Below are 23,090 nucleotides of genomic sequence, written 5' to 3' on the forward strand. Positions count from 1 at the left end.
TCGACGAAGGACCAGACGTGCCGACACCCGTGGACCTCTCCGCGCTCATCAAGGCCTACGACGTCCGGGGCACCTACCCGGACCAGCTCGACGCCGGCGTCGCCCGCGCCATCGGCGCGGCGTTCGCGGACGTGGTCGTGCTGCCGGAGGTCGCCGAGGGCGCGCGTCCGCGGGTCGTGATCGGCAACGACATGCGACCGTCCGGCCCCGAGCTGGTCGGCGCGTTCGCCGACGGCCTCACCGCCCGCGGCGTCGACGTGGTCCTCATCGGGCTGTGCTCGACCGACGGGCTCTACCACGCGTCCGGTGCGCTGGGCGTGCCCGGCGCGATGTTCACGGCCAGCCACAACCCCGCGCAGTACAACGGCATCAAGCTGTGCCGGGCGGGTGCGCGACCCGTCGGGCAGGACTCCGGGCTGACCGAGGTCCGCGAGCTCGCCGGTCGCTACGCGGCCGAGGGCGTCACGGCGGTCGCCGAGCGCGGCGTCGTCACCGAGCGCGACATGCTCACCGAGTACGCGCAGTTCCTGCGCTCGCTCGTCGACCTGTCGGGCATCCGTCCGCTCAAGGTCGTCGTCGACGCGGGCAACGGCATGGGCGGGCACACGGTCCCGGCCGTCCTCGGCACGGGCGCGGGCCTGCCGGCGCTGCCGCTCGACATCGTCCCGCTGTACTTCGAGCTCGACGGCACGTTCCCGAACCACGAGGCGAACCCGCTGGAGCCGGAGAACCTGCGCGACCTGCAGGCCGCCGTCGTCGAGCACGGCGCCGACCTGGGCCTGGCGTTCGACGGCGACGCGGACCGCTGCTTCGTCGTCGACGAGAACGGCGACGCCGTCAGCCCCTCGGCCATCACGGCGCTCGTGGGCCTGCGCGAGGTCGAGCGCGAGCGGGCCGCGGGCCGCACGCCGACGGTGATCCACAACCTCATCACGTCCCAGGTCGTGCCGGACCTGCTGCAGGCGGCCGGCGCCCGTACCGTGCGCACCCGCGTGGGGCACTCGTTCATCAAGGCGCAGATGGCCGAGCACGAGGCCGTGTTCGGCGGCGAGCACAGCGCGCACTACTACTTCCGCGAGTTCTTCTTCGCGGACACCGGCATGCTGGCCGCGATGCACGTCCTCGCGGCCCTCGGCGAGCAGCCGCACCCCCTGTCGGCGCTCGCCGACCAGTACCAGCCGTACGTGTCCAGCGGCGAGATCAACTCGCGCGTCGAGGACGTCGCCGCCGCCCGCGCCCGGGTCATCGAGGCGTACGTGACGGAGCAGGGCGGCGGCGTGGTGGAGGTCGACGAGCTCGACGGCCTCACGGTGTCGCACTGGGGCGGCCACCCGCAGTGGTGGTTCAACCTGCGCGCGTCGAACACCGAGCCGCTCCTTCGCCTGAACGTCGAGGCGGCGGACGCGGACATCATGGAGAAGGTGCGCGACGACGTGCTGGCGCTCGTGCGGCAGGACGCCCCGTGACCGCGGGGGAGGGCACGGCGCGCCCCGCGGAGGCGGCCACGCCGCTCGAGCCGTGGGCGCGGGCGCTGCTGCGCTGCCCGGTGACCGGTGCCGAGCTCGTCGACGCGACGGACGCCGACGGCGAGCCGGTGCTCGTCGGGCAGGACCCCGAGCGACCGCTGGTGTACCCGGTCCGCGACGGCATCCCGGTGCTGCTGGCCGACGAGGCCCGTCCCGCCTGACGAGGCTTGTCCCGGCCGACCGGCGCGAGTCCGCCGTCGGGCGGGCGTCAGCCCGCGACGGCGCCCTGCCGCCGGGGTCCTGCGCGCGTCAGGCCGCCGGGTCGGGCACGCCGTGCGGCAGCCGCCGCAGCAGCCGGGCCTCCTCCTCGCCGCGGCGCACGCGCTCGAGCTCCACGTCGGTCTCCCGGCGGCGGCGCTCGGCGAGCACGGCCGCGAGGAACGCCTCGGGAGGCGTCCCGGCGGGGGGCGGCGGGCTCACGAACGCCCCGAGCTCGGCGCAGAGCCGCGTGCCGAGCTCGACGCGCGATGCCGGGTGCAGCTTGTCGGCGCGCGCGAGGAACTGGCGCACGGCGAGCGCGAGGCCGTCCGGGAGGCGGGCGACGTCGGCGTGCGCGGCCCAGCCGGCCAGCGCGGGCGGCATGGGCGTGGGGCGCCGGACCGGTGCGGCGCCGCGCACGCGCGCGGCGTAGGTGCCCGCGAGGACGTCCCCGATGCGCTTGCCGCGGGGGTGCACGACCGAGCACATCAACGCCACCGAGCCGAGGGTCGCCCACAGCTCGAGCACACCCGTCAGGGCGCGGACGAACGCCTGCCGGAACGTGATCGGCCCACCGTCGTCCCGCACGATCCGCACGCCGGCCACGAGCTTGCCCAGCGAGCGGCCGCGGCTGAGCGTCTCGACCGTCGCCGGCAGCACCACCGCCACGGTGACGAGCGAGACGACGCCGAGGACCCGCCCCCACTGCGCGTCGAGCTGCACGTCCAGCCGGCCGAGGACGACCGCCACGACGACCGCCCCCACCAGCAGCGCGAGCACGTCGACGATGCCCCCGCACAGCCGCGACGCCACCGAGGCGGGGCGCGTGTCGAGCAGCACGCCCTCGCCGATGACGACACCGTCGGCCGGCCCGTCCGGTCGCCACCCCGTACCCACGCTCACCTGCGCAGACTAGCCGCCCGGCGCCACCGCGCGGCCGCCTGCGGATGGCAGGCTGTGCGCGTGGACCTCGACGCCTGGACCCGCGCCCGGACGCCCCGGTGGACGCGCCTCGACGCGCTGGTGCGCGCCCGCCGGCTCGACGGCGCGCAGGCCGACGAGCTCGTGCGCCTGTACCAGGCCACGGCGACGGACCTGTCGGCCGTGCGCTCGGCGGCGCCGGACCCCGAGACCGTCACGCGGCTGTCGCAGCTGCTGGCTCGCGCACGGGGGCGCCTCGCCGGCGCGCACGCGCCCGCCTGGTCCGACGTCGCCCGCTTCGTCGCCGTGAGCGTCCCGGCGGCGCTCTACCGGATCCGCTGGTGGACGGTCGCCGTCATGGTGGTGTTCCTGGTGGTGGGCGTCGCGACCGGCCTGCTCGTCGCCCTCGACCCCGACGCCCGCGCCCTCATGGGGTCGCCCTCGTCGCAGCGCGAGTACGTCGACGAGCAGTTCGCCGCGTACTACGAGCCCGGCGCCGGCTTCGCGACGATGGTGTGGACCAACAACGCGTGGATCGCCGCGGTGTGCATCGGCACGGGCATCACGGGGGTGCTGCCCGTCTACATGCTCCTCACCAACGCGGTGAACGTGGGCGCGGCCGGCGGGCTCATGGCCGCGTACGGCCGGCTCGACGTGTTCCTGCAGCTGATCTCGCCCCACGGGCTGCTCGAGCTGACCGCCATCTTCGTCGCGGGCGCCGCCGGGCTGCGCCTGTTCTGGACGATGGTCGACCCCGGGCCCCGCCCGCGGGGTCGAGCGCTCGCGCAGGAGGGGCGCGCGCTGTTCACGGTCGCCCTCGGGCTCGTCGGCGTGCTCGCCGTCTCGGGGCTCGTGGAGGGGTACGTGACCGGTTCGTCGCTGCCGTGGCCGGTGAAGGTGGCCGTCGGCGCCCTCGTGCTGGCCCTGTTCTGGGCGTACACGCTCGTGCTCGGGCGGCGTGCCGTCGCGGCGGGGGAGACCGGCGACCTCACGGCGGACCGTGCCGGCTACGTCGTCGCGACCGCCGGCTGACGGCAGCGTCCCGGCCCTGCGCCGGCTGCGGGCGGCGCGTCACCCGGTGGCCAGGCGCACCGCGTGCTCGGCCGCGTCGTCGGCGACGAAGCGCACGAACGCCTCACCCTCCTCGAGCACGCCGCGCCGCTCCCGCGTCGTCAGTGGCTCCAGCGGCGTGACGTCGAGCGTCGCGCGGGCACGGTCGCCGGTCCTCGCGCGGTCGACGGCCCACGTGGCGCGCACGCGCCCGTCGACGAGGACGGCGGCCGGGCTGCGCCCGTTCGGGGTCTGCAGCCGGCGGCGGTGCACGTCGTCGATGATGCGCTCCCGCCGCGCGTGCGCGAGCCACACGTCGTCGTAGTCCGCGAGGTAGCGCACCGGCGCGGGGTGCTCGGGGTCGGGCCGCGGGGCACCGGGCAGGTCCAGCAGGGTGCGGGCGCGCCCCGACGCGGCCGACGGGGCGACGGGCAGCTCGACCAGCCGGTCACGGACGCGGTCGACGACCGCTCGGAGCCCTCGCAGCCCCGACCACGTCTGCACGTCGGCGACCGACGCCGGCCCGTAGGCGCCCAGGTACCTCAGCACCACGTCCTCCTCCGCCCGCCGGCGGACGGCCGGGTCCGCGAGGTCCCCGGCGGCGGCGACCGCGCCCGGGGCCCAGACGTCGAGCGTCGTCAGCGTCGGAGCGGCGGACCCCCGCCAGAGCCCGCGCGGCGGCACCTGGACGAGCGGCAGGAGCGCGCGCGCGAACGCCGCGAGGTCCTTCGGGTCGACGTCCGGCCACGTCGTGGCGAGGTGCGCCCCGAGGCGCGTCGTCGGCTGCGGCCGGGCGCCGACGTGCGCGGCGGCCGACCGGGCGAGCAGGTCCAGGTCGACCGCGTCGGCAGCCGTACGGCGCTGCGGGTTGCTCCGCAGCTCGCGGTGCAGCACGGGCCGCAGCAGGTTCGCGAGCACCGCCGCGTCCGCCGCGGTCACGAGGTGGACGGTCGAGCGCATGACGGCGATGCGGACCACCCGGCGGTCGAGCAGCAGCGCGTCGAGCGCGTCGGTGCGGAATCCCGCGACCCGGCTCCACAGCCCCACGAACGGCGACCACGGGTTCTGCGCCTGCAGCCCGACGACGTCGCGGACCACCTGCTCGACGCCCGCGGTCGCGCGTGTCAGGAGGTGCTGGCGCGCGAGCAGCGCGCGGTTGAGCGCGCGGTCGTCGAGCGGGGCGTCCACGGCGCGACGCTAGCGCGGCCCACCGACACCGGCCGGGGTGCGGGCGCGGACGGGGTCAGAGCCGGCCGGCGGCCTTGAGCGCCAGGTAGGTGTCCGCGAGGCGGGGCGCCAGGTCGTCGGGCAGCGCCTCGACGACCTCGACACCGCGCTGACGCAGCCGCAGCGCCGCGGCACCGCGCTCGAGCGCGGTGCGCTCCGCGGCGGCCGCGTCGAAGACCTCCTCGACCGTGCGCCGCGCGGTGCGCAGCTCCTCCAGCTCCGGGTCGGCCACCGAGGCGAGCACGACCTGGTGCCGGCGCGTGAGCTGACCGACGACCTCGAGCAGCCCCTGCTCGACCGCGGCCGGGTCGAGCGACGTGAGCAGCACGACGAGCGCGCGGCGGCTGAGCCTCGAGCGCACCTGCGTCACGAGGCCCGCCCAGTCGGTCTCGACGAGCTCGGGCTGGACGCCCGCCAGCGCCTCCGCGAGGCCCGGCAGCACGCGGCTCTGGTGGCTGTCGGCGACCCGGGCCCGCACGCGTCGGTCGTAGGCCAGCAGCTCGACGCGGTCGCCCGCGTGCGCGGCGAGCACACCGAGCAGCAGCGCCGCCTCGACCGACGCCTCGAGGCGGGTCGCGTCGAGCACGCGCGCCGCGCTCGTGCGGGACGTGTCGAGCACGAGCAGCACGTGCCGGTCCCGCTCGGGCCGCCACGTCCGGACGACGACCTCCTGGCGGCGGGCCGTCGCGCGCCAGTCGATCGAGCGGACGTCGTCGCCGTCGACGTACTCACGCAGGGAGTCGAACTCGGTGCCGGCACCGCGCACCTGCACGGCGGCGCGCCCGTCGAGCTCGCGCAGCCGCGCGAGGCGTGAGGGCAGGTGCCGGCGCGAGACGAACTCGGGCAGCACCCGCAGCCGAGCGGGCACGAGGAGCGAGACCTGCCGGCCCGCGAGGCCGAGCGGGCCGACGGTGCGCACCGTGACGCGGTCGGCGAGCAGGTCGCCCCGCCGCGTCGGCTGCAGCGGCGTCGTGACGGTCCGCGCCTCGCCCGGCGGCACGTCGACGCGGTGGCGCGGTGTGCGTGCCCCCGTGGGCGCGTCGCCGTCGGGCAGCGCGGACGGCGGCCACGCGTCCCGGACGAGCGCGCGCACGTGCCGTCGGCCGACGGCACGCAGCGTGAGCGCCGAGCGCGTCGCCTGCCCGAGCCGCACCGCACGCGGCACGTCGCGGGACACCGCGACCTCGCGCGGTGACGCCGCGAGGGCGACGTCCACGGCGCACAGCACCGCCACGACGACCGCCCAGGCGAGCACCGTGACGGGGGCGGGCAGCACCGCGACCGGCACGATGCCGAGGAGCGCGACGAGGACCGCGCGGGACGTGAGCGCCACGGGTCAGCGGGGGACGGGGACGGAGGCGAGCACGGTGTCGAGCACCGACTCCGTCGTGACGCCCTCGATCTCGGCCTCGGGCCGCAGCTGCACGCGGTGCCGCAGCGTCGGGTGGGCGAGCGCCTGCACGTCGTCCGGGGTCACGTAGCCGCGGCCGGAGAGCCACGCCCACGCGCGGGACGTCGCGAGCAGGGCGGTGGCACCGCGCGGGGACGCGCCGAGGGCGAGGGACGGCGAGGTGCGCGTCGCCCGGCACACGTCGACGACGTACCCGAGCACCTCCGGCGCGACCTGCACCTGCGCGACCTCCGCACGCGCGCGGGCCAGCTCGCCGGCACCGGCCACGGCGCGCACGCCGGCCGCAGCGAGGTCGCGCGGGTCGAACCCGGCGGCGTGCCGCGCGAGCACCTCGACCTCGTCGGCCCGCTCGGGCAGGGGGAGCGTGAGCTTGAGCAGGAACCGGTCCAGCTGCGCCTCGGGCAGCGGGTAGGTGCCCTCGTACTCGACCGGGTTCTGCGTGGCGACGACGACGAACGGGTCGGGCAGCGGGCGCGGCACGCCGTCGACCGAGACCTGCCGCTCCTCCATCGCCTCGAGCAGCGAGGCCTGGGTCTTCGGGGGCGTGCGGTTGATCTCGTCCGCGAGCAGCAGGTGCGTGAACACCGGTCCCTCCCGGAACGAGAACTCCGCCGTGCGGGCGTCGTACACGAGCGAGCCCGTGACGTCGCCGGGCATGAGGTCCGGGGTGAACTGCACGCGCTTGGTGCCGAGCGACAGGGCGCCGGACAGGCTGCGGACGAGCAGGGTCTTCGCGACTCCGGGCACGCCCTCGAGCAGGACGTGGCCGCGGCACAGCAGGGCGATGATCAGGCCCGTGACCGCGGCGTCCTGGCCGACCACGGCCTTGCCGACCTCCCGGCGGACCGCGGCCAGCGCCGCCCGCAGGTCCTCGGTCGGGGTGAGCAGGGTCGGCTCGGGGGCGGCGGACCGCGTGGCGGGTCCGGCCGGTGCGGGCGCCTGTGCCTGCACCGGCGCCTGTGCCGGTACCGGCGCCGGGGCCGGGGCCGGCGTCACCGGCGCGGTCGACGGCGCCGGCGTGTGGGCGGTGCCGCCCGGTGCGGCGGCCGGCGGGTAGGACGTCTCGTCGGTCACGGTCGGTGAACCTCGCTCTCCAGGTGGTGCAGGTCGTCGGCGAGCCGCTGGAGGCCCGCGTCGTCGGTGGGGGGCGGTCCGTACAGCAGCTGCTCCACGTCGCGGGAGGGGCGCCCGGACGCACGCGCCACGGCGTCCACGAGCGCCGGCGCCGGCGTGGACCGGGCCAGGCCCAGACGCTGCGCGCTCCGGGTCGCGGTACCGGCGCGCAGGGCCGCCGCGGCGTGCCCGTGCGCCCGCCCCCTCCGGTACAGCCGCCCGCGCCCGCGCGTGGCCTCCGCGGAGCGGACCACGACGGGCAGCGGCTCGGAGACGACCGGCCCGAGCCGGCGGGCGCGCCACACGACGACGACGGCGAGCACGAGCAGGAGCCAGAGCGCGACGGGCCGCACCCACGGCACGAGGTCGGTCAGCGACGCGCCGGCGTCGTCCGTCCCGCCCGTGCCGACGTCGTCGAGGCTGGGCAGGTACCAGACCAGGTGGTCGTGCCGGCCGAGGGTGCGCAGCGCGAGCGCGGCGTTGCCCTCCTGCGCGATCGCGTCGTTCGTGAGCGGTGTCAGGTCGGACAGCGCGGTGACGCGACGCCCCTCCTGCTCGAGCACCACGTACGCGCCCTCGGCGGCGCCGGCCGCGGGCGGGAAGCAGACGGTCGCCTCACCGGCGAGGTCCTCCACGGACCCGCCCGCGACGACGGCACCGGCGGCGCGGGCGTCGGGGTCGTCGCACGCCGCCTGCCGGACGCCGCGGGGGGACACGTCGCCCCCCGCCGTCAGCTCCGGCGCCACGAGGGACAGCGCCCACCCGGCGTCCACGAGCACGAGGTCGTTCTCGAGCGCGGCGATGCGGTCCACCTGCTCGGCGAGCAGCCACACGTCACCGACGACGAGGACGGTGCCGCCGCGCGCGGCAGCGGCCTCGGCCTCGGCGGTGGTGCGGACGTACTCGACCTCCACCCCGCGGCGCTCGAGCACCTGTGCGAGCGCCCGGGTGCCGGCGCCGCCGGCGTTGTCCGGTGCCCCGGGCGTGGTGCTGGACGGGGGCGCGGGCAGCAGCAGGACGAGCACGCCGACCAGCAGCACCGCGGCGACGGCGAGCCACGGGCGGGCGCGTCGCCACGTGCCGGCGGCCCGGGTGCGGCCCGTCGTGCCGTCCCCGAGGACCTCGCCCGGGCGCAGCGGCACGGTCGTGGGCCCCGTGGTGGGTGCGCTCATCCGGCGTCCCCGCCCGCACGTCCGCCGGCCCGCACGCCGGCCGTCGCGCCGGCCGCGGCGCCGCCCGCGCCGGCCGCTGCGCCGCCCGCGCGGGCGGCGCGGACCGCGTCGTCCAGGTCCCGCATGAGGCGGTCGTCGTCGGGCGTGGCGCTGCGGTGGCCGTAGACGACGTCGTCGAACCGGTCGCCACCGCGGGCCAGCACGTCGGCAGCCCCGGGGAGCCTGCGCGCCGCGAGGCCGGCCGCCTCGTGCGCGGTCCGGCCCGGCCGCTCGTCGAGCACCCCGCGCTCCTCCAGCGACCGCACGACGGCACGGAACCGCTCCGCGACGGCCGTGGGCCAGTCCCCGGCGGCCGCGGCGGCATCGGCGGCAGCACGCAGGTCGTCGGCCGAGCGGCGGTCGTCCGCCGCGAGGACGGCGCGCGCACGCCGACGCGTCGTCAGGCCACCGCGGACGGGACCGGCGATCCACAGCGCGAGGAGCACGACCACCACGGCCACCCCGACGACGACGGCGAGCGCACCCGCCGGCGGCAGTCCGACGCCCTGCAGGCCCTCGAGCTGCTCGGCGACCCACGCCAGGAAGCGGTCGAGCAGGGACTCCTCCCGGCTGTAGGCGGGGTCGGCGAGCTCCTCGAGCACCCATCGGCGGGCTGTCGGCGCATCGGGCCGGACCGGTACCTCCAGCGGCCTCACGGCTCGCTCGCGGCGCGCGCCAGCTCGAGGTCGAGGCCCTCGCGGCGCATGCGGACGTCGACGTAGAGCAGCGCGACGACGGCCGCGAGGAACGACGTGGAGATGGTGAGCCCGACGATGGTCGCGACGGCGGTGACGACGACGGTCACGGCCGTGGACCCCGTCGTGCCGACGAGCACGCCCGCGAGCAGGGAGGCGGGCACGAGGAACAGGTACGTGACCACGGCGACGAGGATCGTGGCCAGCAGGTACGTGCCGAGCAGGCGCCAGAAGCTGCCGCGCGTCAGGCGCCACGCCCGCGCGACGGTGGCCCAGAACGGCTTGCCCTCGAGCATGAGCGCCGGCGGCACCAGCAGCGTGCGGACGGTGACCCAGACGAACGCGACGAGGACGAGCAGACCGCCCAGCAGCAGGACCACGAGCGCGGCCGCCTCCTGCTCCTGCGCGAACAGCAGCAGCGACAGCCCCACCCACGCGGCGACGACGACGAGCTCGACGAGCAGCACCAGCACCGCGAAGCCGAGCACCCACCACACGCGGGGCGAGCGCAGCACCTCGCGCAGGGCGACGTGCCGTCCCAGCACCGACCGGCTCACGGACACGATGAGCAGACCGGTGAGGACGCTCGTCGCCGGCAGCAGGAGGGGCTGCGTCGCCGACTGCGCGAGGGAGACGGAGAAGAGCTCGCTGATCGCGCCCACGTCGGTGCCGGTGACGTCCGCACCGACGAGCGCGTCGCCGATGGCGGCCGCGACCAGCCCGGCGAGGTAGAGCTGCACGAGCGTCTGGAGCGCGACCGCCACGGTCACGACGAGCGCCGCGAGACCGAACATGACCGCCGGGTTGGCGCGCACGGCGCGCACCGAGCCGTCGAGGATCTCGCCGAGCCCCAGCGGGCGCAGCGGGACGATCCCGGGCTGCAGGGCGGCCGGACGCCACGCGGGGACGGGTCCGCCAGGGCCGCGCCCGGCCGGTGCGCCCGGTTGCCCCCACGGCGCGCCCGGTGCCGTGCCGGGCCCACCCCAGCCCGCGGGCGACGCCGGCGCCCCCCAGCCGGACGGGGGCGGCGGTCCCGCCGGCCTCGCGCCCGGGGGCGGGGGCGGAGCGGGGTCCGCCCCGGCAGGCCCGGCCGCGCCGGGGGCAGAGGGGGCGGGGGCTGCGGCACCGGGAGCCGGGGGAGGAGGCGGCACGGAGTCGCCGGCCGGGGGACGCGCCGCGGGGCTGACCCAGGGCGCCGGGGACGTGCCGTCGTCCTGCGGTGCGGTCATGCTCTCCACGGCTCCTCGGTGCGTCGTGCGGGTCGGGGCCCATCGTGCCACGCGGCCGCCCGGCGACCGGGCAGGTCACAGGCGTCCGTGGACGAGCCGCGCGCACGGCGGGGTCGTGGTGGGGCCGTGGCCGGGCCGCCGCCGGGGGACGTCACCCGCACGCCTGCCCGCAGGTGCCCCCGGACGTGCGTCCGACGGTGAGATGATCACGCCCATGAGGGGACGCGTGCTGGTGGTCGACGACGACACAGCCCTGGCGGAGATGATCGGCATCGTGCTGCGCTCGGAGGGCTTCGAGCCGGTGTTCTGCGAGGACGGCGACCAGGCGCTCGGCGTGTTCCGCCAGACGCAGCCGGACCTGGTCCTGCTCGACCTCATGCTCCCCGGGCGGGACGGCAACGAGGTGTGCCGGCTCATCCGGGCCGAGTCCGGCGTGCCGATCGTCATGCTCACCGCGAAGAGCGACACCGTCGACGTCGTGCTCGGCCTCGAGTCGGGTGCCGACGACTACATCTCCAAGCCGTTCAAGCCCAAGGAGCTCGTGGCCCGCGTCCGGGCGCGCCTGCGCCGCAGCGACGAGCCGGCACCGGAGCACCTGGCGATCGGCGACCTCACCATCGACGTCCCGGGGCACCGCGTGGACCGCGCCGGCCGGCCGATCTCCCTGACCCCGCTCGAGTTCGACCTCCTCGTCGCGCTCGCGCGCAAGCCGTGGCAGGTGTTCACGCGCGAGGTGCTCCTGGAGAAGGTCTGGGGCTACCGCCACGCCGCCGACACCCGGCTCGTCAACGTCCACGTGCAGCGGCTGCGGTCCAAGATCGAGACGGACCCCGAGCGTCCCGAGATCGTCGTGACCGTGCGTGGCGTCGGCTACAAGGCGGGCGTGCAGGGGACGTGAGGTGCGTGCCGTGGTCCGCGTGAGCGCCTGGCGGCGGCTCGGCCGCGTCCGCGCCGCGCGGCGCGTGCGCACGGTGGCGCGCTGGTGGCGCTCGTCGCTGCAGGTGCGCGTCCTGACGTCGACGCTCGCGATCGGGCTCGTCGCGCTGGCGCTGCTCGGCGTGTACGTCGGCGCGCGCATCAGCTCGGGCCTGTTCGACGCCCGTCGCGACCAGGTCCTCGAGGAGGGCGCGCGCAGCACGCAGCAGGCGCAGGACGTGTTCTCGTCCGCGACGGCGACCACGCGCGCCGACGTCCAGCAGCTGCTGCGCGACGTGACGCTCGCGCAGCGCAGCGGCGGGTCGGGCGAGCGCGAGGTGTTCCTGCTGCGCGCGCCGGGGCAGCAGTCGACGGTCGAGGTGGGCGCGACCGCCACGGACCGCTCCCTCGTGGACCTCGTCAGCCGCGAGCTCAAGGCGGCCACGGCCGGCGGCGGGCAGCAGTGGCAGTCGGTGACGGTGCCGAGCGCGGACGGCCGCGCGCAGCCGGGGATCGTCGTCGGGCAGGACGTGACGGTCCCGGTCGTCGGCACGTACCAGATGTTCTTCCTCTACAGCCTCGAGGCCGAGCAGGAGCGCCTCGACTTCCTGCTGCGCACGCTCGCCCTCGCCGCGGCGGCGCTCGTCGTGCTGCTCGGCGCGATGACCTGGCTCGTCACGCGCCGCACGGTGCACCCCGTGCAGCAGGCCGCGCAGGTCGCGGAGCGGCTCGCCGACGGGCACCTGTCGGAGCGCATGACCGTCCGCGGCGGCGACGAGATGGCGCGGCTCGCGCGCTCGTTCAACGAGATGGCGGAGGGCCTGCAGGACCAGATCCGTCGCATGGAGGAGCTCTCGACCTTGCAGCGCCGGTTCGTCTCCGACGTGTCGCACGAGCTGCGGACGCCGCTGACGACGATCCGGATGGCCGGCGAGGTCATCCACGCCTCCCGGGGCGACTTCGACCCGGCGGTCAAGCGGTCCGCGGAGCTGCTGCAGACCCAGCTCGACCGCTTCGAGGACCTGCTCGCCGACCTGCTGGAGATCAGCCGCTTCGACGCGGGTGCCGCCGTGCTCGACGCCGAGCGCCGCGACGTGCGCGACGTGGTGCTGCAGGCGGTCGAGCACACCACCGCGCTCGCCCAGCGGCGCGGCTCGTGGCTCAGCGTGCGGCTGACCGAGGAGCCGGCGACCGCCGACATCGACCCGCGGCGGGTCGAGCGCGTGCTGCGCAACCTGCTCGTGAACGCGGTCGAGCACGCGGACGGCAGCGACGTGGAGGTCGTCCTCGCGGTCGACTCCCAGGCGGTCGCGGTGACCGTGCGGGACCACGGCGTCGGCATGACGGAGCAGGAGGCGGCGCACGTGTTCGACCGGTTCTGGCGCGCCGACCCGGCGCGCGCCCGCACCACGGGCGGCACCGGCCTGGGCCTGGCGATCTCGCTCGAGGACGCCCACCTGCACGGTGGCCGGCTGGAGGTGTGGGGGCGCCCCGGACGCGGTGCGTCCTTCCGCCTGACCCTTCCGCGCCGCGCCGGCATCCGCCTCACGGGCTCCCCGCTGCCGCTCGTGCCGGACGAGGCCCCGGGGCCGGCCGGTGCCGCCCCGCTGTCCCGGACCGACCCCGCGGCGCTGCCGGAGCTGCTCGCCATGACCGGGGAGATCGCGGTCGTCGCGGACCTGCGCGACCCCGCCCGCGCGGACGTGCTCGGCGAGACCGGGCGCGCCCGCGCGGCAGCCGGCGGCGGCGCGTGAGCGCGCCCCGCCGCGTGCGGGCCGGGCTCGTCGCCGCGGCGTGCGCGGCCGCGCTCGCGGGGTGCGTCGCGCTCCCCACGTCCGGCCCCGTGGTGGCCGGGGACGGCCAGGTGAACGAGCCCGAGGGCATCGTCGTGCTCGCGCAGGGCCCCCAGGCCGACGCCGGCCCCGCCGACATCGTCGAGGGGTTCCTGCTCGCGGGCGCGGCCGAGGTCACCGGCGACTTCGTCGTGGCCCGGGAGTTCCTGGCCGGTGACGCGCGCTCCGAGTGGGACCCGACGGCGGGTGCGACGGTCGCCCGGTCGGTCGAGTTCGAGGCGACGAGCGAGACCCAGGTCACGGTGGAGCTCGACGTCGTGGGCAAGGTCGACGACGGCGGCCGGTTCGCCGAGACGTCGGCGGCCGCGCGCGAGTCCGCGCGGTTCGAGCTCGTGCAGGACGGCGACGGCGACTGGCGCATCACGCACGCGCCCGACGGCGTCATCATCACGCCCGCCACCATGGACCAGCAGTACCGCGCGGTGACGCTCTGGTTCCTCACGCCGGACGCCGACATGCTCGTCCCCGAGGTCCGCTGGTTCCCGCAGCGCGACCGGAACCTGCCCACGGCCGTGGTCAAGGCCCTGCTCGCCGGCCCGTCCCCGTGGCTGCGTGACGCCGTGTCGAGCGCGGTGCCCGCCGGCGTCGAGCTCAAGCCGGAGGCCGTGCTCGTCGAGGGCGGCGTGGCGGAGGTCTCCCTGCAGCCGGTCGGCGTGGTGCAGGAGGCCGACCGCGGGCTCCTGCTCGCCCAGCTCGAGGAGTCCTTGCGTCCGCTGGGGATCGCGTCCGTGCAGGTCCGCGCCGGCGGCGTGGTGCTGGACGGCGGTGCGGCCGACGTGCCCACGGCCACCGGCGGCGAGCTCGAGGTGCTGGCGGGCGGCCGCGTCGTCTCGCTCACCGGTTCCGAGCCGGCACCCGTGGACGACGTGGCGGCCGTCGAGGGCGCCGCGCCGCAGGGGCTGGCGCGCGGACGCGGCGACCTGAGGGTGGCGCTCGCGGACCCGGGCACGCTCGTCACCGTGCCCGCCGCCGGGCAGCCGGGCGAGGTGCTCGCGGCGGGCGCGGCTCTCGCGGCGCCGTCGGTGGACCGGCACGGCTGGGTGTGGACGGCGCGCACCTCGACCGCGGGCCCGCTCGTCGCGACACGCCCCGGCGCCGCGCCGGTCGACGTGACGGGCGACTGGCTCGCCGGCCGGACCGTCGACGCGCTGCGCGTCTCGGCGGACGGCACGCGCATCGCGGTGGTCTCCAGCGGTCCCGACGGGGTGAGCCTCGACGTCGCGGGTGTCGTGCGGGACGAGTCCGCCGCACCGCTGCGGCTCGGCGCACCGGTCCGCGCCGGTGCGCGTCTCGCCCCGACCGGGGCGGTCGTGTGGGTCGACGACGTGACGCTCGCGGTGCTGGCGGAGGACGAGGCGGGGACGGTCCCGCACCTGGTGCCCGTCTCGGGGCGGAGCACGCCGCTGCCGGTCGTCGCCGGCGCGGCCGCGCTCGCGGCCGGGCGCGGCGAGCGGACCCTGCACGTCGTCACCGCCGACGGTGAGCTGCTGCGCTACGACGGGCGCACGTGGGTGACGGTGCCGGGCGCGACGGACGTGTCGGGCGCGGCCTTCCCCGGCTGACGCCCGCGGCCGACCTGCCGTCGGCAGACCCCAGCCCCGGCGGCACCCGCGGCGTCCCCCGGACCGCCGGTGCGTGACCCGCGTCGGCACGCGCGGTGCGCACGCTGTGCCGATGACCGACCACCGCACGACCCCGTCGAGGAGTGCCCTGCGCACCGCCCGTGCCGCGCTCCGCGACCTGCTCGGGCTCGTCGTGCCCGTCGCGTGCGCCGGGTGCGGCCGCGAGGACGTGCCGTGGTGCCCGGTGTGCGCCGGGCTCCTCGCCGGACCGGCCCGGCGGTGCGAGCAGGACGCGCCGCGGCTCGACCTGGTCGACCGCACCCTCGTCCCGGTGTGGGCGGTGGCACCGTACGCCGGACCGGTCCGGGCGGCGGTCGGTGCGTGGAAGGACGGCGGGCGGGCGGACCTCGACGCGGCGTTCGCCGCCGCGGTCGCCGCAGCCGGCCGGCAGGTCGCGCACGCGGGGCTGCCGCGGCCGCCCGGCGGGGAGGCGGTGCTCGTCGTCCCCGTGCCGTCGACCGCGGCCGCGCGCCGACGGCGCGGCCGGGCGCCGGTCGGCGCGCTCGCGGCCGGTGTGGCGGCGGGCCTGCGCTCGGGCGGCCGGTCCGCGACCGCGCGGCCCGCGCTGGCCCGCCGCGGTGGTGCGGACCTCGCCGGTCTCGGCGCGCGCGACCGGGTGCGCGCCGTCGCCGGGCGGGTGCACGTCCGCGCCCACCACGACGTGCGAGGCGTGGTCGTGGTCCTCGTCGACGACGTCCTGACGACCGGCGCGACCCTCGCGGCGTGCGTGCGCACCCTGCGCGACGCGGGTGCCGACGTGGCCGGCTGCTGCGTGCTCGCGGCGACACCGTCGCCCTCCGCTCGCTCGCCCGCCGGCACCGCGACGCCGGTGGGTGTGCCGGCCGCCGACGGCGCGCGCCGGTCGCGTTGACCGGGCGCGGGTCGCTGCCGCGCGCACGCGAGCGCCGGCCTTGACCTGGCCCCCCCGGCGGCGTGCGGCCGAGGCCCTCCGCGCGTTAGCGTGGTGCCCTGGGAACGACGCCCAGCGCGCCGTCCTCGCAGGTAGGACGTGCGCGCGGCGAGGAGGTGATGCCGCCCCCGTGCCCCTGACGGGGCCGCAGACGTATGTCCCGCCCGGGCGGGCGCAGCCCGCCCCTGACCTCCCCAGGAGGCCCCCATGGAGATCGTGGTCGCAGGCCGGCACACCGAGGTGACCCCGCGGTATCGCGCGCACCTCGAGAACAAGCTCGCCAAGATCGAGCAGCTGGCCCCGCGTGCCCAGCGTGTCGACGTCATCGTGTCGCACGAGCCGAACCCGAGGCAGTCGGACAGCAGCGAGAGGGTGGAGATCACCGTCGTGGACAAGGGTCCGGTGATCCGCGCCGAGGCCTGCTCCGACGACGCGTACGCCGCGCTCGACCTCGCGCTGGGCAGGCTGATCGAGCGGCTGCGGCGCGCGCGCGACCGGCGCAAGGCGCACCGCAACCACGGTCAGGCCGCCCCGGGCGACGCCATGCCGCTCGAGCCGGAGGACCTGCCGGACGAGCCCGCGCCCGCGCCGCAGCGCGACGAGGACGGCGTGCTCGAGACGACCCTGGGCGACTCGCCCGTCGTCATCCGCGAGAAGGTCCACCACGCGCAGCCCATGACGCTGGACGACGCCCTCTACGAGATGGAGATGGTCGGTCACGACTTCTACCTCTTCGTCGACGCCGAGACGGCGCAGCCGGCGGTCGCCTACCGTCGGCGCGGCTGGAGCTACGGCGTGATCAAGCTCGACGCGCCCGTCCGTGACGTGGGTCCCGCCGCGGACCAGGTCGCCGGCTGACCGGTACGCGCGCGTCCGCACCGGCGGGCGCCGCGCGGCTGCACGGGGCGGCGGCCCGACACGGCCGCCGCCCCGTCGCAGTGACCACGCCCGCCGCGCGCGCCGTCCCGCCCCGGCGGGCGTTGTCGGCGCCTGGCGGCAGGATGCCGACATGAACGTTGTGCCCACCGGTGCCGAGGTCCGTCGCACCCCCGCCCGTCCGTCCGCGGGCCTCCTCGCCGCCGCGCGCCCCGCGCCGCGCGAGACGCTCACCGTCGCGCAGGTACGCCGCGCCGCGCTGCGCGCCTCCGGGCTCGACCGGCCGCGCCCGGGGCGCACCGGGCCCGTCGGCACGCGCGGCCTCCAGGCGGTCGTGGACCGGCTCGGGCTGCTGCAGATCGACTCGGTCAACGTGCTGGCCCGCGCGCACCTCGTGCCGGTGTACGCCCGGGTCGGCCCGTGGGACCCGACCGCCCTCGACCGGGCGGCCGGCGCGGCGCCGCGCCGGCTCGTCGAGACCTGGGCCCACGAGGCGTCGTTCGTGCCGCCCACGACCTTCCGCGACCTCGCCTTCAAGCACGACCGGTTGCGCGACCTGGCGCTGCGTCGGGGCGTGCACATCCACGGCGTCCCCATCGACCGGTCGGCCGAGGTCGCGGAGGTGCGGGCGCTCGTCGACGCGCACGGCCCCGTGACGGCGCGCGAGGCGCACGCGCTCCTGGGGTCCCGGCACGCGCGGCCGACGGACCACTGGGGGTGGAACTGGACGGTCGCGAAGCGCGCTCTCGAGTACCTCTTCGACGTCGGCGAGCTCACGTCGGCCGGTCGCAACGCGCAGTTCGAGCGCCGCTACGACCGTGCGGACCGCGTGCTGCCACCGGCCGTCGTGGCCCTGCCGCGGGCGGACGAGGCGGAGTCGGCCCGCCGGCTCGTGGCGACGGCGGCCCGCGCCCACGGCGTGGCGACCGTCCGCACGCTCGCCGACCACTGGCGGATCCGCGTCGACCGGGCGCAGCGGGCGGTCGACGAGCTCGTCGAGGAGGGCGTCCTGGTGCCCGTGCAGGTCCTGGGGTGGCGTGGGCCCGCGTACCGGCACCGCGACTCGACCGTGCCGCGGCGGGTGGCGGGCAGCGCCCTGCTCAGCCCGTTCGACCCGCTCGTGTGGGAGCGGTCGCGCACGGAGGCCCTGTTCGGCCTGCGCTACCGCATCGAGATCTACGTGCCCGCCGAGCGCCGCGTGTGGGGGTACTACGTGCTCCCGTTCCTGCTCGGCGACCGCCTCGAGGCGCTCGTCGACCTCAAGGCGGACCGCGCCGCGGGCGTGCTGCGGGTCGCGGCCGCCCACCGCGCCCCCGGCGGCCCGGTCGGGGGCGACCTGCGCGACGACGTCGTCGTCGCGCGCGCCCTCGCGGCCGAGCTGCGGACCGTCGCGCGCTGGCTCGGCCTGGGCGACGTGCTGGCGGACGGTGCCGCCGGCGGGCTCGCCGTCGCGCTCGGGCCCGCGCTGCGGGAGGTGGCCGACCCCGGCGCCTGACCGGCCGCCGAGCCGCCCGTGCCCCCGCCGGCGCACGCGACCCGCCCCACGCCGCGGCCGCACTCGCCTACGATGGACGCGCCCGGCCGAGCGGCCGGGACACGGACCGCCCCGGCGCAGTGCGCGGACGGGGCGCAGCACGTCGGGAGAGATGCGTGACGGCGATCCTCGAGAAGGTCCTCCGACTGGGCGAGGGTCGGGTCCTCAAGAAGCTCTCCGGCATCGCTGCGCAGGTCAACGCCCTCGAGGACAGCTTCACGTCCCTGTCCGACGCAGAGCTCCGCGAGGAGACGGACCGGTTCAAGGCCCGGCTCGCCGAGGGCGAGACCGTGGACGACCTCCTGCCGGAGGCGTTCGCCGCCGTCCGTGAGGCGTCGCGGCGCACGCTGGGGCTGCGCCACTTCGACGTCCAGCTGATGGGCGGCGCCGCGCTGCACCTGGGCAACATCGCCGAGATGAAGACCGGTGAGGGCAAGACCCTGGTCGCCACGGCACCCGCCTACCTCAACGCCCTCGAGGGCAAGGGCGTCCACGTCGTCACCGTGAACGACTACCTCGCGGGCTACCAGGCGGAGCTCATGGGCCGCGTCTACCGCTTCCTCGGCCTCACGACGGGCACGATCCTCGCGAACATGACGCCGGCGCAGCGCCGCGAGCAGTACGCCGCGGACATCACGTACGGCACGAACAACGAGTTCGGCTTCGACTACCTGCGCGACAACATGGCGTGGAGCGTCGACGAGCTCGTCCAGCGTGGCCACCACTTCGCGATCGTCGACGAGGTCGACTCGATCCTCATCGACGAGGCGCGCACGCCGCTGATCATCTCGGGCCCCGCGTCGGGGGACACCAACCGCTGGTACGCGGAGTTCGCCAAGGTCGTGCGCCGCCTGCAGCCGGAGCGCGACTACGAGGTCGACGAGAAGAAGCGCACCGTCGGCGTGCTCGAGCCGGGCATCGAGCGGGTCGAGGACTACCTCGGCATCGACAACCTCTACGAGTCGCTCAACACCCCGCTGATCGGCTTCCTCAACAACGCGATCAAGGCCAAGGAGCTGTTCAAGCGCGACAAGGACTACGTCGTGATGAACGGCGAGGTCCTCATCGTCGACGAGCACACCGGCCGCATCCTGCCCGGCCGTCGCTACAACGAGGGCATGCACCAGGCCATCGAGGCGAAGGAGGGCGTGGCGATCAAGGCGGAGAACCAGACCCTCGCCACGATCACCCTGCAGAACTACTTCCGCCTGTACGAGAAGCTCGGCGGCATGACCGGTACGGCCGAGACGGAGGCCGCCGAGTTCCAGGGCACGTACAAGCTCGGCGTCGTGCCGATCCCGACGAACCAGCCGATGATCCGCCTCGACCAGAAGGACCTCGTCTACAAGGCCGAGGAGGGCAAGTTCGACGCCGTGGTGGCCGACATCGTCGAGCGCCACGCCAAGGGCCAGCCCGTCCTCGTCGGCACCACGAGCGTCGAGAAGTCCGAGCTGCTGTCCTCGAAGCTGAAGAAGCAGGGCGTCCCGCACGAGGTCCTCAACGCCAAGCAGCACGCGCGTGAGGCCGCGATCGTCGCGCAGGCGGGTCGCAAGGGCGCGGTCACGGTCGCCACCAACATGGCGGGGCGCGGCACGGACATCATGCTCGGCGGCAACGCCGAGTTCATGGCGGTCGCCGCCCTCGCCGAGCGCGGCCTGGACCCGGCGGAGAACGCGGAGGAGTACGAGGCCGCGTGGCCCGACGCCCTCGCCGCGGCGAAGGCAGCCGTGGCGGCGGAGCACGAGGAGGTCACCGACCTCGGCGGCCTGTACGTGCTCGGCACCGAGCGGCACGAGTCGCGGCGGATCGACAACCAGCTGCGCGGCCGCTCCGGCCGGCAGGGGGACCCCGGCGAGTCGCGGTTCTACCTGTCGATGCAGGACGACCTCATGCGCCTGTTCAACGCCGGCCTCGCGGAGTCGATGATGACCCGCGCCGGCTTCCCCGAGGACATGCCGCTGGAGTCGAAGATCGTCACGCGCGGCATCCAGTCCGCGCAGTCGCAGGTCGAGGCCCGCAACTTCGAGATCCGCAAGAACGTCCTGAAGTACGACGACGTCATGTCGCGCCAGCGCGAGGTGATCTACGAGCAGCGGCGGCGCGTCCTCGAGGGTGAGGACCTGCGGGAGCAGCTCGCCCACTTCCGCACGGACGTGCTGACCGACTACATCGCGTCGGCGACCGCCGAGGGGCGCCCGGAGGACTGGGACCTCGACGCCCTGTGGACGGCGCTCAAGGGCGTCTACCCGGTCTCGATCACGCCGGAGGAGGTCGTGGAGGCCGCGGGCGGCGAGACCCGCCTGTCGAGCGAGCTGCTCACCCGCGAGGTCCTCTCGGACGCCGAGCACGCCTACGCCGAGCGCGAGGAGCAGCTCGGCGTGGACAACATGCGCCAGCTCGAGCGGCGCGTCGTCCTCTCGGTCCTCGACCGCAAGTGGCGCGAGCACCTGTACGAGATGGACTACCTCAAGGAGGGCATCGGCCTGCGCGCGATGGCGCAGCGCGACCCCCTGGTGGAGTACCAGCGCGAGGGCTTCCAGCTCTTCAACGCGATGACCGACGCCATCAAGGAGGAGTCGGTCGCGTACCTGTTCAACCTCGAGGTGCAGGTGGCCCCGGCCGGGGCGGCGACCGATGCCGCCGGTCAGCCGGGCGGCCCGGTCGTGAGCGTCGAGTCCGCGGCGGCCGCCGCCGGCAGCGCGGGTGCGGCGGCAGCGGCGCGCCGGCCCGAGGCGGTCGCCGAGGCCCCGCAGGAGGGTCGCCTCGTCGCCAAGGGCCTGGACGGCCCGGCGGAGCGCACCCCCCTGCAGTACACGGCGCCGTCGGTGGACGGCGACGGATCCGTGGTGACGCGCGGTGACGGCAACGGCGCCCCCGCCGGGCAGCGCTCCGGTGGCTCCGGCGGCGACGGCGCGAACCGTGCCGATCGGCGCAAGGCCGCCAAGCGCAAGCGCTGACGGCGGCGTGCACGCGCCGACGCCCGTCCGTGGCACTCCAGACAGTGCGCGGGCGGGCGTCGCTGCGTGTCGGCGTCAGCCGATCTCCAGGATCGTGACCCGCCACCCCCCGCGGTGCGCCTCGAGCCGCAGGGCCACGGCGCGCACCCGGGTGCCGTCGTCCACGACGAGGCACGCCTCGGCGGTGCGCGCGTCGATCGCGCACACCCGCACGCGCCGTGCCTGGGGCCGCCGCGGGGGCGTCGGCACGCCCGCGCGCCGGGAGAGGGCCGCCCGCTCCTGGACCGCGTGCAGCACGCCCGGCGCCAGCCAGCGGGCGAGCTGACCCGCAGGACGGCGTCCCTGGACGACCTCCACGCACGCGAGCCCCACGCCGTGCGCGAACCGCCCGGCGTCGACGTCCGGCTCCGGCCCCGGCTCCTCGTCGGCGGCCTCGGCGACGAGCGCGCGGTCGCTGGCCACGAGGCGGACGCGGTCGGCGACCGTCGGCGGCGGACCCAGCGGGCGCTCGGCCCGCAGCCGCGGCGCCGGTGCGGCCGCGGGGACGAGACGCAGGCGGGGCGTCCGCGCCGGAGTGGGCAACGGGTCGACGGTGCGCGCGCGGACGTGAGGGTCCGCGGCCGGCGTCGTCGGCACGGGCGTCAGCGTCGCGGTGACGGGGTGCAGACGGTGCAGCGCGGCCTCCACGCCGGTCGGCCCCGTGGCGTCCTGCAGCAGCGTGGTCATCGGGTGCTCCCGTCGGCGTCGGCCGGTACGACGAGCACCTGGCCGGGGCGGATGAGGTCGGGGTCCGGGCCCACGGCGGCCGCGTTGGCGGCGTACCAGGCGGGCCATGCGGCGGCCACGGCGGCGTCGGAGGCCGCCGGGCCGAGGTGGCGGGCGGCGATCGCCCACAGCGTGTCGCCCGGCTGGACGACGACGGTCGCCGGGGCACCCGGCGGGGTTCCTGCGTGCGGCGCCGGGCCCGGCGCCGTCGCCTGCGTCGTCGCCGGCGTCGTCGCCGAGCTGCCCCGCGGGGTCGTGGAGGAGGCCGCGGCCGGTCCCTGCGAGACGTGCGGCGGCGCTGCCGGGGCAGGAGGCGCCGACGCATGCGCTGCGTCCGCCGCGGTCCCCGCCACGCCGCCGGCGGGCGCCGGTGCGTCCGCAGCGGCCACGGCATCCGGGGCCGTCCCCGTGGCCGCACCGGGCGCCGGCGCGGCGGAGCCGTTGCCCGGGGCGGGCCCCGCCGGGTCCGACGACGGCGCTGCGGAGGATGCGCCGCGCGGCGAGGTCGACGTGGGTGCCCACCCGAGGTCCGCCGCGACGGGCGCCACCGCGACGGGCGCCGCCGTGACGGGCGCCGCCGTGACGGGCGCCGCCGCGGTGCGAGCCGCCGTGACGGCGTCGACGGGCTCGCCGTGGGGTGGTGCGGTGGCGTGCGCGCCGGTCGCCGCGCCGACGCCGACGGCCGCGACCACGGCGACGGCGAGCGCGCGCCGCACGGCGGCGGGCGCCCACCGGCGCACGGCGGTCTCGCCCCGGCTCCACACGTGACCCCCGGCGCGCACGACGGCGCAGGCGCCCGCGAGCACGGCGCTCGCCGCGATCCACGCCGCCGCGGCCGAGCCGACCAGCAGCACGCCGGCCGCCACGGTGGCGTCGACGCGGTGCAGGGGCGGGCCCATGAGGGCGGGCAGGGCGTGGGCGGCCAGCAGCACGGCGACCGTCGCGGCCCCGACGCCTCCGAGCAGGAGGCCGGCAGCGAGCGCCGCCGTCCGGCCGGGTGCGGGACGCGGGGGAGTGGGCGGTCGGATCATCGGTGACCTCACGATCATGCAGTTTGATGTCGTTTGATGTCGGAAG

19 protein-coding genes are annotated in these 23,090 nt (G+C 76.9%); 10 read left to right on the top strand and 9 right to left on the bottom strand.

All coding sequences use genetic code 11. The features are described 5' to 3' along the window. Nucleotides 1–17 precede the first annotated feature (17 nt). Nucleotides 18–1,466, top strand: a complete 1,449-nt coding sequence (locus E5225_RS05905) for a phosphomannomutase/phosphoglucomutase (RefSeq protein WP_135974865.1) — start codon at nucleotides 18–20, stop codon at nucleotides 1,464–1,466. Further along, a complete protein-coding gene (locus E5225_RS05910) occupies nucleotides 1,463–1,687 on the top strand; it encodes a Trm112 family protein (protein WP_135974863.1) in 225 nt (74 codons plus the stop codon). Before E5225_RS05905 ends, E5225_RS05910 begins: the two co-directional genes overlap by 4 nt. A gap of 88 nt (nucleotides 1,688–1,775) precedes the next feature. On the opposite strand, the gene E5225_RS05915 is transcribed toward E5225_RS05910, so the two are convergent. Continuing rightward, on the bottom strand, nucleotides 1,776–2,627 hold the full coding sequence (locus E5225_RS05915) for an RDD family protein (RefSeq protein WP_243738374.1): 852 nt from the start codon (nucleotides 2,625–2,627) through the stop codon (nucleotides 1,776–1,778). A gap of 60 nt (nucleotides 2,628–2,687) precedes the next feature. Between E5225_RS05915 and E5225_RS05920 the strand changes: the two genes are divergently transcribed. Next, complete coding sequence (locus E5225_RS05920) at nucleotides 2,688–3,677, top strand: stage II sporulation protein M (protein WP_135974861.1); 990 nt, start codon at nucleotides 2,688–2,690, stop codon at nucleotides 3,675–3,677. A 39-nt stretch (nucleotides 3,678–3,716) separates the two neighbouring features. On the opposite strand, the gene E5225_RS05925 is transcribed toward E5225_RS05920, so the two are convergent. The 6 genes from E5225_RS05925 to E5225_RS05950 are packed head-to-tail and all read right to left on the bottom strand — an operon-like array spanning nucleotide 3,717 to nucleotide 10,581. After that, nucleotides 3,717–4,883 (bottom strand): winged helix DNA-binding domain-containing protein, encoded by a 1,167-nt coding sequence (locus tag E5225_RS05925; RefSeq protein ID WP_135974860.1) that lies wholly within the window; start codon nucleotides 4,881–4,883, stop codon nucleotides 3,717–3,719. A 55-nt stretch (nucleotides 4,884–4,938) separates the two neighbouring features. Next, nucleotides 4,939–6,255 carry a DUF58 domain-containing protein gene (locus E5225_RS05930; protein WP_135974858.1) on the bottom strand — a complete coding sequence of 439 codons (1,317 nt, stop codon included), beginning with the start codon at nucleotides 6,253–6,255 and terminating at the stop codon, nucleotides 4,939–4,941. A gap of 3 nt (nucleotides 6,256–6,258) precedes the next feature. Next, nucleotides 6,259–7,407, bottom strand: a complete 1,149-nt coding sequence (locus E5225_RS05935) for an AAA family ATPase (RefSeq protein ID WP_135974856.1) — start codon at nucleotides 7,405–7,407, stop codon at nucleotides 6,259–6,261. Next, nucleotides 7,404–8,618, bottom strand: coding sequence for a DUF4350 domain-containing protein (locus E5225_RS05940; protein ID WP_135974854.1), 1,215 nt, complete (start codon nucleotides 8,616–8,618; stop codon nucleotides 7,404–7,406). The genes E5225_RS05935 and E5225_RS05940 overlap by 4 nt, the downstream gene beginning before the upstream one ends. Then, nucleotides 8,615–9,313, bottom strand: a complete 699-nt coding sequence (locus E5225_RS05945; RefSeq protein ID WP_244243683.1) for a DUF4129 domain-containing protein — start codon at nucleotides 9,311–9,313, stop codon at nucleotides 8,615–8,617. Before E5225_RS05945 ends, E5225_RS05940 begins: the two co-directional genes overlap by 4 nt. After that, on the bottom strand, nucleotides 9,310–10,581 hold the full coding sequence (locus E5225_RS05950) for a glycerophosphoryl diester phosphodiesterase membrane domain-containing protein (protein ID WP_136225342.1): 1,272 nt from the start codon (nucleotides 10,579–10,581) through the stop codon (nucleotides 9,310–9,312). Before E5225_RS05950 ends, E5225_RS05945 begins: the two co-directional genes overlap by 4 nt. 202 nt (nucleotides 10,582–10,783) lie before the next feature. Here E5225_RS05950 and mtrA point away from each other — a divergent pair, with 202 nt between their 5' ends. The 7 genes from mtrA (at nucleotide 10,784) to secA (ending at nucleotide 21,248) form a co-directional block, all read left to right on the top strand. Continuing rightward, the gene (gene mtrA, locus E5225_RS05955; protein WP_135975597.1) at nucleotides 10,784–11,479 is read left to right on the top strand and encodes an MtrAB system response regulator MtrA; all 696 of its coding nucleotides are present in this window, start codon (nucleotides 10,784–10,786) and stop codon (nucleotides 11,477–11,479) included. A 19-nt stretch (nucleotides 11,480–11,498) separates the two neighbouring features. Then, nucleotides 11,499–13,250, top strand: coding sequence for an MtrAB system histidine kinase MtrB (gene mtrB / locus E5225_RS05960; RefSeq protein WP_424945158.1), 1,752 nt, complete (start codon nucleotides 11,499–11,501; stop codon nucleotides 13,248–13,250). Beyond that, complete coding sequence (locus tag E5225_RS05965; RefSeq protein ID WP_135975636.1) at nucleotides 13,247–14,911, top strand: LpqB family beta-propeller domain-containing protein; 1,665 nt, start codon at nucleotides 13,247–13,249, stop codon at nucleotides 14,909–14,911. Before mtrB ends, E5225_RS05965 begins: the two co-directional genes overlap by 4 nt. A 112-nt stretch (nucleotides 14,912–15,023) precedes the next feature. Next, nucleotides 15,024–15,842: a ComF family protein gene (locus E5225_RS05970; protein ID WP_136225344.1), complete on the top strand. Its 819-nt coding sequence runs from the start codon at nucleotides 15,024–15,026 to the stop codon at nucleotides 15,840–15,842. 246 nt (nucleotides 15,843–16,088) lie between these two features. Further along, complete coding sequence (gene hpf, locus E5225_RS05975) at nucleotides 16,089–16,739, top strand: ribosome hibernation-promoting factor, HPF/YfiA family (protein ID WP_135975361.1); 651 nt, start codon at nucleotides 16,089–16,091, stop codon at nucleotides 16,737–16,739. A gap of 151 nt (nucleotides 16,740–16,890) precedes the next feature. Continuing rightward, nucleotides 16,891–18,252 (top strand): winged helix-turn-helix domain-containing protein, encoded by a 1,362-nt coding sequence (locus tag E5225_RS05980; RefSeq protein ID WP_135975362.1) that lies wholly within the window; start codon nucleotides 16,891–16,893, stop codon nucleotides 18,250–18,252. A gap of 155 nt (nucleotides 18,253–18,407) precedes the next feature. Next, on the top strand, nucleotides 18,408–21,248 hold the full coding sequence (gene secA, locus E5225_RS05985; RefSeq protein WP_135975364.1) for a preprotein translocase subunit SecA: 2,841 nt from the start codon (nucleotides 18,408–18,410) through the stop codon (nucleotides 21,246–21,248). 75 nt (nucleotides 21,249–21,323) lie between these two features. Here the strand turns inward: secA and E5225_RS05990 are convergent, their stop codons facing one another. Further along, on the bottom strand, nucleotides 21,324–21,974 hold the full coding sequence (locus tag E5225_RS05990; RefSeq protein WP_135975365.1) for an Rv3235 family protein: 651 nt from the start codon (nucleotides 21,972–21,974) through the stop codon (nucleotides 21,324–21,326). After that, nucleotides 21,971–23,044: a LysM peptidoglycan-binding domain-containing protein gene (locus tag E5225_RS05995; protein ID WP_136225345.1), complete on the bottom strand. Its 1,074-nt coding sequence runs from the start codon at nucleotides 23,042–23,044 to the stop codon at nucleotides 21,971–21,973. Before E5225_RS05995 ends, E5225_RS05990 begins: the two co-directional genes overlap by 4 nt. Between the last annotated feature and the right edge of the window lie 46 nt (nucleotides 23,045–23,090).

Source organism: Cellulomonas shaoxiangyii (assembly GCF_004798685.1).
Taxonomy (GTDB): domain Bacteria; phylum Actinomycetota; class Actinomycetes; order Actinomycetales; family Cellulomonadaceae; genus Cellulomonas; species Cellulomonas shaoxiangyii.

Excerpts from the sequence above, each read along its gene's own strand:
- E5225_RS05970 (WP_136225344.1), top strand. The coding sequence starts at position 15,024 with ATGACCGACCACCGCACGACCCCGTCGAGGAGTGCCCTGCGCACCGCC.
- E5225_RS05995 (WP_136225345.1), bottom strand. The coding sequence starts at position 23,044 with ATGATCCGACCGCCCACTCCCCCGCGTCCCGCACCCGGCCGGACGGCG.
- E5225_RS05950 (WP_136225342.1), bottom strand. The coding sequence starts at position 10,581 with ATGACCGCACCGCAGGACGACGGCACGTCCCCGGCGCCCTGGGTCAGC.
- E5225_RS05990 (WP_135975365.1), bottom strand. The coding sequence starts at position 21,974 with ATGACCACGCTGCTGCAGGACGCCACGGGGCCGACCGGCGTGGAGGCC.
- E5225_RS05940 (WP_135974854.1), bottom strand. The coding sequence starts at position 8,618 with ATGAGCGCACCCACCACGGGGCCCACGACCGTGCCGCTGCGCCCGGGC.
- mtrA (WP_135975597.1), top strand. The coding sequence starts at position 10,784 with ATGATCACGCCCATGAGGGGACGCGTGCTGGTGGTCGACGACGACACA.
- hpf (WP_135975361.1), top strand. The coding sequence starts at position 16,089 with ATGGAGATCGTGGTCGCAGGCCGGCACACCGAGGTGACCCCGCGGTAT.
- E5225_RS05980 (WP_135975362.1), top strand. The coding sequence starts at position 16,891 with ATGAACGTTGTGCCCACCGGTGCCGAGGTCCGTCGCACCCCCGCCCGT.